Source organism: Flavobacterium sp. LM4 (assembly GCF_002017935.1).
GTDB classification, from domain to species: Bacteria; Bacteroidota; Bacteroidia; order Flavobacteriales; family Flavobacteriaceae; genus Flavobacterium; species Flavobacterium chungangense.
Genome location: NZ_MUFW01000002.1, coordinates 486713 through 501498, shown reverse-complemented (window position 1 = coordinate 501498; position 14786 = coordinate 486713). Strand labels below are relative to the sequence as shown.

Annotated in this window: 10 protein-coding genes and 2 pseudogenes; all 12 read left to right on the top strand. The window is 33.4% G+C overall.

The genetic code is table 11. The features are described from left to right. Positions 1–35 precede the first annotated feature (35 nt). The 12 genes and pseudogenes from BXU10_RS16000 (at position 36) to BXU10_RS15950 (ending at position 14768) form a co-directional block, all read left to right on the top strand. Positions 36–3422: a SusC/RagA family TonB-linked outer membrane protein gene (locus tag BXU10_RS16000; RefSeq protein ID WP_078228391.1), complete on the top strand. Its 3387-nt coding sequence runs from the start codon at positions 36–38 to the stop codon at positions 3420–3422. 20 nt (positions 3423–3442) lie between these two features. Next, positions 3443–4978: a RagB/SusD family nutrient uptake outer membrane protein gene (locus tag BXU10_RS15995; protein ID WP_078228388.1), complete on the top strand. Its 1536-nt coding sequence runs from the start codon at positions 3443–3445 to the stop codon at positions 4976–4978. 237 nt (positions 4979–5215) lie between these two features. Further along, on the top strand, positions 5216–7039 hold the full coding sequence (locus BXU10_RS15990) for an alkaline phosphatase (protein WP_078228386.1): 1824 nt from the start codon (positions 5216–5218) through the stop codon (positions 7037–7039). An 85-nt stretch (positions 7040–7124) separates the two neighbouring features. After that, a pseudogene (locus BXU10_RS15985) lies at positions 7125–7792 on the top strand (IS6 family transposase). 284 nt (positions 7793–8076) lie between these two features. Next, positions 8077–8460, top strand: coding sequence for a hypothetical protein (locus tag BXU10_RS15980; protein WP_078228384.1), 384 nt, complete (start codon positions 8077–8079; stop codon positions 8458–8460). A gap of 46 nt (positions 8461–8506) precedes the next feature. After that, entirely contained in the window at positions 8507–10249 is a 1743-nt protein-coding gene (locus BXU10_RS15975; RefSeq protein WP_078228382.1) for a sensor histidine kinase, read from the top strand. Continuing rightward, positions 10246–10401, top strand: coding sequence for a hypothetical protein (locus BXU10_RS25770; protein WP_369803408.1), 156 nt, complete (start codon positions 10246–10248; stop codon positions 10399–10401). Before BXU10_RS15975 ends, BXU10_RS25770 begins: the two co-directional genes overlap by 4 nt. Before the next feature lie 11 nt (positions 10402–10412). Then, on the top strand, positions 10413–10856 hold the full coding sequence (locus BXU10_RS15970; protein WP_369803407.1) for a LuxR C-terminal-related transcriptional regulator: 444 nt from the start codon (positions 10413–10415) through the stop codon (positions 10854–10856). 171 nt (positions 10857–11027) lie between these two features. After that, positions 11028–11843: a hypothetical protein gene (locus tag BXU10_RS15965; RefSeq protein ID WP_078228380.1), complete on the top strand. Its 816-nt coding sequence runs from the start codon at positions 11028–11030 to the stop codon at positions 11841–11843. 120 nt (positions 11844–11963) lie between these two features. Further along, complete coding sequence (locus tag BXU10_RS15960) at positions 11964–13178, top strand: hypothetical protein (protein WP_078228378.1); 1215 nt, start codon at positions 11964–11966, stop codon at positions 13176–13178. A gap of 337 nt (positions 13179–13515) precedes the next feature. Next, positions 13516–13965 carry a DUF1810 domain-containing protein gene (locus BXU10_RS15955; RefSeq protein WP_078228375.1) on the top strand — a complete coding sequence of 150 codons (450 nt, stop codon included), beginning with the start codon at positions 13516–13518 and terminating at the stop codon, positions 13963–13965. Between the two features lie 137 nt (positions 13966–14102). Further along, positions 14103–14768 (top strand): annotated as a pseudogene (locus tag BXU10_RS15950) (IS6 family transposase). Positions 14769–14786 lie beyond the last annotated feature (18 nt).

Genomic DNA, 14786 nt, shown 5'->3' with positions numbered 1-14786 from the left:
CTATCCAAAAATCTAAAATCTAAAACCCTTCCCCCATGAATGAAAAACAAATGCGGTTTGTCGTAAAAAGTCAAAGCATTACAAAAGCCCTTCTGGCCAAAGTTGTTATGTTCATTGCCTTATTTTTTACAGGAATAACGGCAAATGCCGGAAATGTTGACCTGAATAACAGAGTCACTTTAAAAGTAGAAAATGAAAGCATCAAAAGTATTTTTCAAAAAATAGAAAAGCAAGTTGATGTACATTTTATGTATGAAAGCAATCAAATCAATGGCAATCAGAAAATTAGTTTAAAACTAAGTAATGTTCCGTTAGAACAAGCGCTGGATAAAATTTGCAGTAATTTTTCGCTTCGATATGAAATTGTAAGTAATAATATCGTCATTAAAAAAAATCAGAGAATTGGTGCTGTAGATCAGAACAAACTTATTATTTCAGGAACCGTTTTCGGCGGCGATGATAATATGCCTTTGCCTGGAGTTGGCATTAAAGACAAAACTTCGGATGCAGCATCGTCTACAGATTTTGACGGAACTTTTAAAATGGAAGTTACCGGAGCTGAAGCAACACTTGTATTTTCTTATGTTGGTTATGTTACGCAAGAAGTAAAAGTAACGCAATCTCAAAATATTACCGTAAAACTGGTTGCAGACATGAAACAACTTCAGGAAGTTGTGGTTATGGGATACGGAAGTGTAAAAAAGAATGAAGTTTTGGGAGCTGTAGGAGCAGTTTCTATGAAAGAATCTTCAAGCAGAACCTATAACAGTGCATCTGAATTATTGCAGGGAACTGTTGCAGGTGTTACCGTAATAAATAATGGTGGTGACCCAACGGCAGAACCAACTATCAACATTCGTGGTATTGGATCTTTGAATGCCGAAACGCCGTTAATTGTTTTAGACGGAATTATTTACAGCGGTTCACTAAATACTTTAAACCCAAATGATATTGCTTCGATAAGTGTTTTGAAAGATGCGGCTTCAGCAGCGATTTATGGTGCGAGAGCTTCTGGTGGAGTAATTTTAATTACTTCTAAAAAAGGCGTTTCGGATCGTATCAATGTAAATGTAAATTATCAGGGAGGATTTCAAAATGTAGCCAAAAAATTAGGCGTTCTAAATGCTGCCGAATATTCAGATGCTATGAATACAGCCAGAGATAACGCAGGATTACCAAGAATACCCGCTTTTGATCCTGCTTTTGAACCAACAGCAAGAACTACAAAAACAAACTGGATGGATGAAATTTTTCAAACAGGTGGAATTCAGGATTTATCGATTTCTATAAACGGAAAAACAGAAAAATCTAATTTCTTTTTGTCTGGAAGTTATAGAAAAAATGAAGGTATTTTATTGAATACATTCGGTGAGCGTTATACAGCAAGAGCGAATTCGTCTTTTAAACTGGCGCCAAATTTCACAATTGGAGAAAATCTATCGTATTCGTTAACGAACGGACAAAGTGCCAATACATCCAACGGTTATACCGGAGCAATTTTAGCAGCAATTTTATATCCGCCAAATGCAACAGTATATAGAGAAGACGGTTCAGGACAATTTGGCGGAGTTCCGGAAAAATACATTGGTTCTTACGGAGACGTTATAAATCCGGTTGCTTATTTAAAAAGATTAGATAACAGAAATCCTATTTCGACTGTTTTGATCAATCCGTATGCTGAATGGGAAATTATTCCAGGTTTGAAAGTAAAATCAAACTGGGGCTACACCAGAATTCAGGATAATGCAAAAGAATTTGCAGTGAAAATTACAGAGCCAGGAAAAATATTCGACTTTAACCGATTAACACAAAAGTCGATTACAACTACTGATTTATTGGGCGAACAAACGATTTCTTACGAAAAATCATTCGGAAAACACAATTTCAAAGCTTTGGCCGGATATACATATCAGGAAACAAAAAGAGAATTTTATACCGTTGAAGGAACTGGTTTTGATAACGAAGATGCATCACAACGTTATTTACTGAATGCAAAATTAATTCAGCAAACTGGCGCAGGATTATCTGATGAGGTTATTTCATCGTATGTTGGCAGATTAAATTACGATTTCAATCAAAAATATTTATTCTCAGGAATTGTTCGTCGTGACGGAACTTCAAAACTTTTATCAGCAAACCGTTGGAAAGTATATCCTTCTGTTTCTGCGGGTTGGTTAATTTCTGAAGAAGAATTCATGAAAGGTATAAGTCCAATTGTAAGCAATTTAAAACTGCGTGCAAGCTGGGGACAAATAGGGAATTTAGGGAATCTTGGACCATATCAATTTAGTGTGCCTTTAGTACAGACTTCAGCTTTGATTGGTTCAGTGCCAACAATCAATTACGGTTATGCCGAAAGTGAATTATCAAATCCGAACTTAAAATGGGAAAGCTCTGAGCAGACCAATATTGGTTTAGATTTCACTATGTTCAACAGCGCTTTAACAGTATCTGTAGATGCTTACGTGAAAAAGAATAAAGACATGTTGGTTCGTGATCAGCTTCCGGGCGTTTCAGGAACTCCAAAAGGTCGAATTGTAAACTCGGGAGATGTTGAAAATAAAGGTATTGAAGCTAGTTTGACCTACCAAAAAACACGCGGGGAATTTAAGTTTGATGTAACCGCAAACGCTGCATTTTTAAGCAACAAAATTGTTTCTATTAAAGATGATTTAACGTCTCTTGAACCTTTAAATATAAGCAGAGTTCGTAGTTTGCCTTTAGCGAATATTTATCAGGTTGGAAGCCCGGTTGGTGCTTATTACGGATATTCTACAGACGGATTATTTCAAAGTACTGCCGAAGCAAAAGCGTATGTAAATACTTCAGGCGTAGCGTATCAGCCGAATGCAGTTGCCGGAGATATGAAATTTAAAGATGTAAACGGAGATGGCGTAATCAATAATAGCGATAGAGTTGTACTTGGAAATCCGTTTCCTAAAACAACGTACAGCTTAAACATGAACTTTAGATATAAAGGTTTTGATATGAATGTGTTTTTCAACGCAGTATCTGGAAACAAGGTTTTTAATGCCGTAAAATATACAGGTCTAAACGCTTCTTTTCCAGGATATAACTTATTGGCAGATTCTAAAGATGCCTGGTCGCCAACGAATACTAACACAGATATTCCGGTACTTTCATCAACAGACAATAATAATAACTTCGGAAGAATCTCGGATTTTTATATTGAAGATGCTTCTTTCATCCGATTAAAAAACCTTTCGATTGGTTATACCGTTAAAGATAATTGGTTAAACGGAAAAGCAAAACTTAGATTCTTTATTTCAGGACAAAACTTGTTTACCATCACAAAATATTCAGGAATGGACCCTGAAGTTGGGCTTAGCAACTTTGGTCTTGACTTAGGTAAATATCCACTTTCTCGTATTTATATGACGGGTGTAAATGCTACTTTTTAAAAAAATATAAAACTAACAAAATGAAAAAATTAAGTCTTTTATTATTGAGTTTTGTGCTGTTAATAAGCACTTCAGCTTGCGAAAGCGAACTTGATGTTGTTCCGCAGGGAGCACCGTCAAGCGGAAATTTCTGGAAAACTCCGGCCGATGCAAAAGCAGGAGTAAATGCCATTTATGCTTTATATTCAGATGACAATATGTACGGTCGTGGCTTTTTCTGGCTTAATAATGCCAGCGACGATATCGGAACAAAACCAAGACAAAACGCAGAACGTATCAAAAATTTTATTGTAGACGGATCTGAATCTGATACTAAAGATATCTGGAGACTTCATTACGAAATCATGAAACGTTGTAATGACGTTATTCGTAATATTCCGAACATTCCTTTAGATGAAAAAACAAAAAATGCAATGTTAGGAGAAGCTTATTTCAATCATGCTGTAATGCATTTAGAATTAGCCTATCATTATGGAGATGATCGTGCCGGAATTCCGATTCAGGATAGAAACGACCCAACAAATGTGTATGTTCCAAGAACTAAAAATGTTGGAGAAAACTATGCTTATATCGCAGCAGATTTAATTAAAGCCGCCGATTTATTACCGTATTTTAATGAACTTACACCAGACAATTACGGACGTGCACACAAAACAGCAGCGTGGGGATATTTAGTTCGTACCTACTTGTATGCAAAAGATTGGGACAACGCCATAAAATATGCAAATCTTATTGTTGGAAGCGGAAAACACAAGTTGCTTGATAATTTTGAAGATGTTTTTAAAATTAAAAATAATTGGTCTTCAGAATACATTTGGTCTGTAACTTCAAGTTCAGAAAACACGGGATTGGGTTCTATTTTTCCGGGAGTGTGTCTGGAAGATAAAGGCTGGGGAGTTTACAACGGTTGGGGAAATTTTTATCCTACCAAAGAATTATTCGATACTTATGATCCAACAGATAAAAGACGCAGTGCTACAATTTTACAAAAAGGAGATACCTTTATGTATTTTGGTGAATTAGTAACTTTTAACGAGGGAAAACACATTGTAAGTTCCAGTAACAGAACGGGATATCAGTTCAAAAAGTATATGGAGCCGTTCGGTTATCCAAAAACAACTTCGGGTGGAATTGATATTCGTTATGTAAATGCAAACGGTGACAAGCCTTCAACAGCACTGAATGTACCTCTTTTACGTTATGCTGACGTGATTTTGATGTTGGCAGAAGCCAAATTGATGAAAGGTTTAAGTGCCGATACCGAAATTAACCTTATTAGAAACCGTGCCGGTTTAACGAGTATTTCAGGAGCAACATTAACAGATTTAAAAAGAGAAAGGCGCTGCGAATTAGCGGGAGAATGGACAGATCGCCATTTTGATTTAGTACGTTGGGGAGATGCTCAGGCTACCTATGCAAAACCTTTGCATCATTATAATGGAGCTGTTATTTATCCTGCCCGTAATTTTAATCCTGCCATCCATCACGTTTGGCCAATACCGCCAGATGAAATTGCGGTGAGTAAAGGTGTTCTTACTCAAAATAAAGGTTGGTAAGTTGTAGTTTCAGTTAGTTTGTTTTGTTTTTTTACGCTGCAAGCCTTTTGTGGTGCTTGCAGTTGTAAAAAAAAACGGCAAATGACTTTATATAAAATAAACCAGTCTTTTTTAGAAAAGGCTGGTTTGTATTTAATAATACAACCTTATTGCATTCATAAAAATAATGTAACCACAACAAGTTACTTTCGTTATAAAGTTACCTATGGTTTTAAAGATCTATAAAATCAATTTTCAATGAAAAAAATAATAACCGTTTTTTGCCTCCATTTCTTCCTGTTTGCACAAGCACAGCAATACAGTTCTGCCAATATTCATTCCCATAATGATTATGCAGGTAAACTACCTTTTTACGAAGCTTATTCTAATGAAGCCGGTGTTATCGAGGCTGATGTTTTTTTAGTAAACGACGACTTAGCAGTTGCCCATACTTCAAAAGAGATTACAGCTTATAATACACTTAGAAGTTTGTATTTGTATCCTTTATCAAATAAACTAAAAAATTTAGAAGGAAAGGCATATCAAAGTAGTAAGCCTTTAATTTTAATGATTGACATTAAAACAGAAGCAGAACCGACTTTAAAATTAATCGTTCAGCAGCTTAAGTTATATCCGGATTTGATTTCGAATAAAAATCTAAAAGTAGTTATTTCAGGTAACAGGCCTTCTCTTGCAAATTGGAAAGAGTATCCTGAATTTATTTATTTTGATGGAAGACTGAACGAAAATTATTCTCCGGAACAATTGTCACGTGTCGAAATGATTAGTGAAGATTTGAAGGAAATCACGATTTGGAATGGTAAAGGTGTAATGACACAGTCAGATGCTGAGAAAGTGCAAGCGATCATTAAGAAGGTGCACGATCAAAATAAAAAAATCAGGTTTTGGGGTACACAGGATAATGTGAATACCTGGATGACTTTGATGAATTTAAATGTCGATTATATTGCCACGGATAATGTTCCGACTTTGACACAATTCATTAAAAACATCAACACAACGTTTTATCAAAATAACGAGTTTCATCAGGCATATGTTCCTAAGAATGGAGTGGCATTTTCTAAAAAGAAGCCTAAGAATGTAATTCTATTAATTGGTGACGGAATGGGATTGACTCAGATTTATGCTGGTTACACGGCTAATAAAGGTCAATTAAGTTTGTTTAATATTCCAACTCAGGGACTTTCTATAACTAAATCTTCAGATAGTTATATCACAGATTCAGCTGCCGGAGCAACAGCAATGGCAACTGGGCATAAGACCAATAACAGATTTATTAGTGTTGATGAAAGCGGAAAACCTCTGGAATTAATCTCGCAACAATTGGCTAAGAAAAACTATAAAACGGCTATTATTTCTGCAGGAAATATTACAGATGCTACACCGGCTGCTTTTTATGCTCATCAACCTGAAAGAAGTTATAGTGAACCTATAGCTCACGATTTTTTATCCAATCCTTCAGATATTTTAATTGGAGGAGGACCAAAAGAATTTAATTCCAGAAAAGATGGCAAAGATTTATCTAAGGTATTAATGGAAAAAGGATATACTTTTTCAGATAAATTCAGCAGTCTGGATACTATCAAAAGCAACCGATTTATAATTTTAGACGATGCTTCAGTAGTTTCTATGAAAGCGGGGAGAGGTGCGTTTTTAACCAATTCTTTGGCTAAAGCAACAAATACCTTTTTACAGTCAAAGAATCCGTTTTTCATAATGGCTGAAGGAGCACAAATCGATTACGGTGGCCATCAGAATAATGTCGAATATGTGGTGCGCGAAATGCTGGATTTTGATAAATTGGTTGGACTGGCAATGGAATTTGTAGATAAGAATCCGGAAACACTTTTGATTGTTACAGCTGACCACGAAACAGGAGGACTTTCTTTAATTGATGGAAATATAGAAAAAGGATATGTACATGGAAGTTTTAGTACAAACGATCACACTGCAGTTCCGGTTCCGGTTTTTGCTTACGGTCCAGGGGCTCAAAATTTCATAGGTGTTTATCAAAATACGGAGATTTATACTAAGATAATGAAACTCCTTTTTACAAAGTAATTATTAGGTAAGATCGAAAAAAAAAAACGGTTCTGTCACATCTTTTAATAGCTTTTATCTTTAGAATTTTAAACCGATCAAAAAGATGAATACTAAAGGTCATTGTTATCCAAAATACATAATTCTTCAGGCAGTATATTTCAAGCTAAGATTTACACTTAGTTACCGGGATGTTTAGGAATTAATGAAGATTAGAGGAGTCATTGTGGATCATTGCTACGATTCAGCGTTGGGTTTATAAGTTTGCACCTTTGCTTGAGGCAGAGATGAGGCAGAGAAAAGGCAGAGTGGGGGCGAGTTGGAGATTGTATGAGACCTACATCAAAGTAAAAGGCATTTGGTGTTATTTATATCGAGCAGTAGATAAATTAGGCAATACGGTTGACTTTCTTTTGACCAGAAAAAGACAAAGAATGAGTGCTCAGTCATTTCTAATTAAAGCAATTGCTAATAATTACCGGCCAAGAGTAATAAACATTGATAAAAGCGGTTCTAATACCGCAGCGATCAAAGTATATAATAAACGTTCATTCTCAAAGATTAAAATCCGGCAGTGTAAATATCTCAACAATATTGTAGAACAGGATCATCGTTTTATAAAGTGGCGTATACAAAACGGATTAGGTTTTTAAAAGTTTTGAATCGGCCAGACGAACATTGAGCGGAATTGAAGTTGTGGATATGCTGAGAAAGAATCAAATGGTTAGACCAGGGATAACTATGTTTAAATCATTTTGTAAATTGGCAGTTTAACTTTTAAATCATTTAAAAACTTATATTTTATTCTGACAGATGCGACAGAACCTATTTCAGGGTTAAAAGTTTTTTAAACTAACAAAATTTTAATCTTAAAACGTTGTGTTAAAAAAACAACTTATACTTCTTTATTTAGATAAGAGCATTTTATATTTAAATTACGTTTTTAAGTACTTTTTAATGTCAAAACTTAATTGCATTTTTAAATACCCATTTGTAGGTATTTTTTTTCTTTCATAAATGCATAGATTTGATTATTATTAACTTATAAAAATTTAATTATGGAAAACTATGACTTAAAAGGATTTGTTGTGGAAAAATCAAAAGCAATTATCGCTGTAGCTTTGCCAGAGCCATCTAATGACAACATTTATAAAATATTCGATATTTATAATATCTCAGAGCCTGACGATAATAAGATTGTAATTCATTTTAAAGATACAAAAGGCAATGCTTTAAAATGCGAGGCTAATTTTGAACTATTCAAAATTGATTTGAGTAATAGTAAATTTAATTCAATTGATTTTACTAAAGAGATAAGAGTCGCTTTTCATCACGAAAATGATGAATTAGAAGATACTCCTGTAGAAATATTTAATGCCGTATATCATCCACATCCAATAGTCACTCCTGATAAAACAGGCAAAGGAACCATTCGTGATTAAAAAAACATTACATACCACCACTCTTATTTTGCTCACTTTACTTTGTATGGTGAGCATTTGTTTTGGACAGAACAAAGTTCTCAATTCTATTGAAAAGGATATTGATAAAGGCAAATCAAAAGATGCTTTAAAACAGCTTTTTAAAATAAATTCCACTACTTTTTCGCGTGAAGATTTGGGATACTATTTTTTTCTGATCGCAAAAAGTTATAGTAAGGAAAACAATGATGTAAAAGCTATTGAAAATTATTTAATAGCTAAAAAACAATACTTAAAGGCGAATGTACTAGGTAAAGCAATGGATATCAATCTCAATATCGCATCATTATTAGTTAGCTACAAAGACAATACTCAAAAACACCAATTTTATCTCAAAGAATATATGAATTATGCCATGGCCACCAAAAAGGATTCTATAATTCTTAAAGGATATGTTCAAATGGCATCTTTAAAGATAAATGAAAAAGAAGCCCAGGAAAGTTTATCTCATTTTAGAAAGGCAATAGTTTTAAATAAAAAGGTGAAGAGTAAAAAACTTGAAAGTAAAATCTATAATAATCTTGCAGTTCTTTTTAGTGACGTGTTATATAAACCTGATTCCAGTTTGTACTATTTAAACAAAGACAATTTGCTTTTACATCAGCAAAAAAGCCCAAACCCAAATTATATCTGTTACAATTTGATGAACCAGGCTTCCAATTATTCACAGCTACATCAATACAAAAAAGCAATTAGCCTATTACATCAGGCTGATAAAATAAAATTAATCGAATACGAGAAAGTTAATAAAGAAAACATAAATAACTTTCTTTATCTTAATTATAAAGATGCCAAAAACCTTGACAAAGCACTATTTCATTTGGAAATTGCAAATAAATATCATGATTCTTTAAATACCGAACAGCAAAATATTGCCATAAACAACTTTGACACTAAATATAAAACCAAGGAAAAAGAACTTGAAAATCTGCAATTAAAAACAAATATCAAAATAAACAATGCTGTTTTATATTTAATGATAAGTATTTTGTGCATTGTCTTAATAATAGGCATTCTAGGATATAAAAACATTATTAAAAAGAAAAAAATTGCCGAACAGGAAAAACTTATTGGAATCCAGAAAATCGAAAAGATACTCAAAGACCAGGAACTAAATGATATTGACTTAATGCTTGAAAGCCAGGAAAAAGAGCGCCAAAATATTGCCAATGAATTGCATGACAATTTGGGCAGTATGCTCGCTACATTAAAATTGAACTTTCAAAATTTAAAACGTCAAAACGAAAGTGTCAGCCAACGCGAAAACAACCTTTACCAAAAAACCGATGACCTACTAGAGGAAGCCTACCAAAAAGTACGGAATATTGCCCATCTTAAAAATCTAGGAGTTATTGGCAATCAAGGTTTGTTAGTCGCTGTTAATAAAATGGCCGAAAAAATGAGTGTTTTAGAACGTTTAAAAATTAATGTCATTCCGTTTGGACTAACAGAAAGGTTAGAAAATACTATTGAAGTTACTTTATTCAGGATGATTCAGGAATTGTGTACAAACATTATAAAACACTCTAAGGCAACAGAAGTAAATATATACTTAACTCAGGGAACACCAACGGAGATTAATATTATTATAGAAGATAACGGTAAAGGCTTTGATCCAAAAAAATTAGTCAGTAAATCTGGAATTGGACTAAAAAATATGGAGAAAAAAGTAGAACAGATGGGCGGTACATTTACAATAGATTCAATTTTAACAAAAGGGACTTCAATCATTATAGACTTACCATTATGATTTCAATAATTATAGCCGAAGATCATCAGTCACTTATAGACGGAATTAAACTCTCTTTGGAATTTGAAGATGATATAGCCGTCGTAGGTGAAGCTAACGATGGAGAAGAATTGATACAACTCGTTGGCAAAAAAAAACTCAAATTGTTATAACGGATATTAGAATGCCAAAGTGCGATGGGATTTCCGCAACCAAAATAATTAAGGATAGATTTCCCGAGATTAAGGTAATTGCTTTTAGTATGTTTGACCAGTCTGATGCTATTGAACAAATGAAAAGAGCCGGGGCATCAGGTTATATCATGAAAAACTCTCCGCTTAAAAAGTTAATTCTGGCTATTAGAGAAGTTGCAGTTAACAAAACTTTTTTTGACGATGCAATTATTGTAAAAGATGAATTAACTAAAACAAACATACTGCTAAGTAATAGGGAAAAAGAAATCCTGAAGCTCATCGGAGAAGGAAAGACATCTAATGATATTGCAGATGTTCTTTTTATAAGTAAAAGCACAGTCGATACTCACCGCAAAAATATTCTTAAAAAAATAAATTTATATGGCAAGACCGATTTAATTCGTTTTGCTGTTGAACGAAAATACGATTTTTAAATTTCTTCCTTTAGCCCCCTCTCTAATAGCAAATTAGAATAAGATCTTTTCCAAAAAAAATCCCCATTTGTAGGGATTTTTTTGTGCGCTAGAATTTTGAATTTTGAATAAATAATAAGCCAGTTAGCCGAAAAGGGCATTTTAGAGTAGGCAACGCAAAATATAGAAATCATGAAAAAAATTATTTTAATCGGATGTGTAATTCTATCTAGCTTACAGCTGTCAGCTCAAAAACTGGTGAATTATGACAAAAATGGTGAGCAGCTAAAAACTGTTACGGATTATCTTGAAATAAGCGCGACGGGAGCATCAGCAGAAAAATCTAATGAAGGATTGATAGCAGCACCGGCAGTTGCCATCCCAGCATTACTTTTAGGTCCTGTATTTAATATAGCGTCAACTGCTATAAAAAATGGATTAGAAAAAAAACAAAAAAGTTATACAGCTTCATATTCTAATAGCGGTGAATTTTCTACTAATGAAATTAAAACGAAATCATTATTAATTAAAAGATATGCTATTGATAAACTAACTGATATTGATGAAGAACACTTAATGGCAAAATATGTACTGACATTAAAATCTGACGGAAACAGTACTTTAATAAAATTAGATAGTATTCTCTTAAAAAAATCGAAAGCACGCTATAAAAAAAACGATAACTTATCTCTTTCCATCAATATTAAAGCTGTTTCATCCCATTTAAACGAAGAAAATAAAACTGAACTGATAAGTTCTGAAGGTACTATAATAATCCCTATTTTTAAAGTAGATGGCACTGAACAATATTTGGGAGACAAAAATATTATAAATCCAGTGAGACTTAACGGAATTAGTTTAGATACTTCCAATACCATAAAATTTGCTGTAAACATATCGGAAACCAATATTACAAGGATAGATCCTTCTAAAATCCAAACCCTTATATCGAATAATAGTGATGATATACAATCTATATTAAAAATTATATTTAATGTAGAGAATTAAGGAAAACTCATTATGAATTTAACGACTTCTTCGTTTTACTGGGATTTAATCCTTACAAAGACATCTTAATTAAACAAGTTATAGCATCAAAAAAAGTAACAAATCTAAACAATGATAAATATGAAAAAAGTAATTACTTCAATCTTAGTTGCCTTTGTGACAAATTTGGGAATTGCACAAACGGACGAATGTCGCTGTAATGAGTTATTTGATAAAGACCTAAAAAGTCAATTTACTTCATTTAATTCTCAAAACTCAAAAGAAATATTGTATAAATATTTTTCTTCCGACCAATCAACACGTCAAGCAATGAAAGATGATTCTTCTCTTGAGGCTAGTGTTGGACTTGTAATTAAAGCAATACCGATTAATGTTGGATTCGGTAGTTCTTCAAGTTCCTCAAGTAGTAAGTTTTATTCAATGTATAAGGAAAGTATTGAGAACAAGTATATTTCTGATGAAATTCTTCAATCACTATATTCAACTTCGCTACCTGATAAGGCCTTTACTTCATATGAAAGCTGTTTGGATTTATGTAAAAATATTTATTATAGTGGAGGAATAAGATTAAGGAATGTCTCAGCGCAAGATGACCTTATTGTTTTAGAACTAAAATTTAAATCAGCACCGTCAGGAGGAAAGATTTCTATTAGGGATGCTACATATTCTAATGGTACTGTTGCTGGCGGAAAGAAATTTGAAAAAGGCATTGAGATATTAGACGGGCAAGTTCTTTATGAGCATATTAAGCTAAATCCAGAAGATAATATAACTGTAACGATAGCTTTTAATGAAGGTGTTAACCCTGCATCACTTTCATTACAAGCTAAAAATAAAATACGTAAAAGTTCTGATACACCTTTGGGAACAATGATTGCTTCGTTATTGAATTATAATGATTTTCTCAGGTTAAATGGCTTGGTATATGAAAGTGATATAAATAAAGTTATTTGGGTTCCTTGTGATGGCCGGGATATTGGTACGGCAATAAATACTTATGGAGCATATACTGGAGGAAAAGCTCCTGATTTAAGAGGTCTTTTTTTACGATCTGTTAATGATATGGGGTTGCACAATACAACTGTACCACCTCCAATCATTAGTAACCTAAATCCAGAAAATAAGTTAAGCGGACAGACGCAAGTTGATGAAATTAAATCACATAGTCATAAACAGACCTATACAGGTGGAAACCACGATAGGGGAAGATGGACAACATCAGGAGTACACGGTAAGTTAGATGAACACCTTGGTAACACTGACACTTCAGCCACAGGTGGACAAGAGACCCGCCCAAAAAACATTTCGGTGTATTATTATATCAAAATCAGATAAATTTATGCCACTCATGATGTGTGCTGAATAAATTTTGTGCGAACGTCTTTGACTTCGCACTTTTTATTTTTAATGAATTGTAAGTATAATAAAACCCTCTTATTTCAAGTCGTTTTAGAACAATACAAAAAGCCCTCCAGAAAATCTCTGAAGGGCTTGATAATAAATGTGTCTATTGTTAAATTGCTTAAAGTCAGATTCATGAAAAATGTTTGTAATCCATTTCAAGCAATAAGAAAATTTGAGGTCAATTTAACCGTTTATTCTTCTATATTTTTTTAGGTGATATTATATTTTTTATTATTTTTCAAACTAATTTTTCAAACTACCAACCCCAATGGCAGCAATAAAAAATGACCTGACACGCTTTTTAGAAGCACAAAACAAACTATATCTAACAGCTCTTTCTGAGCTCAAAAAAGGCAAAAAAGAAACGCATTGGATGTGGTTTATATTTCCTCAATTAAAAGGGCTCGGAAGAAGTGAAATGTCGGAGTTATATGCTATAGAAAATTTACAACAAAGCGAAGAATTCCTGGCACATCCAATATTAGGCAAGCATATTATTGAAAGCGCAGAAGCATTGCTAAGTTTTAAAATGAAATCAGTAGAATCTATTTTTGGAGATCTCGATGCACGTAAATTGCAATCCTCAATGACACTTTTTAGTTTAACAGATAATACCAATCCTGTGTTTCAGAACGTATTAGATGCTTTTTTTTCAGGGCAATTTGATCCTCTTACTTTATCAATTCTAAATGAGATGATGCATCCGGCACTGCGTTAAATTAGGAAAATATATTTCTTAATAACCTTACTGAATTATGGTAATACTATAAAATTAAAAAGCCCTTAGGAAAGACCCAAAGGTTCTGTCGCATCTGGGAATAACTTTTATCTTTAGAATTTTAAACCGATCAAAAGATGAATACTAAAGGTCATTGTTATCCAAAATACATAATTCTTCAGACAGTATATTTCAAGCTAAGATTTACACTTAGTTACCGGGATGTTTAAGAACTAATGAAGATTAGAGGAGTCATTGTGGATCATGCCACGATTCAGCGTTGGGTTTATAAGTTTGCAGCTTTGCTTGAGGCAGAGATGAGGAAGAGAAAAGGCAGAGTGGGGGCGAGTTGGAGATTGGATGAGACCTACATCAAAGTAAAAGGCATTTGGTGTTATTTATATCGAGCAGTAGATAAATTAGGCAATACGGTTGACTTTCTTTTGACCAGAAAAAGACAAAGAATGAGTGCTCAGTCATTTCTAATTAAAGCAATTGCTAATAATTACCGGCCAAGAGTAATAAACATTGATAAAAGCGGTTCTAATACCGCAGCGATCAAAGTATATAATAAACGTTCATTCTCAAAGATTAAAATCCGGCAGTGTAAATATCTCAACAATATTGTAGAACAGGATCATCGTTTTATAAAGTGGCGTATACAAAACGGATTAGGTTTTAAAAGTTTTGAATCGGCCAGACGAACATTGAGCGGAATTGAAGTTGTGGATATGCTGAGAAAGAATCAAATGGTTAGACCAGGGATAACTATGTTTAAATCATTTTGTAAATTGGCAGTTTAACTTTTAAATCATTTAAAA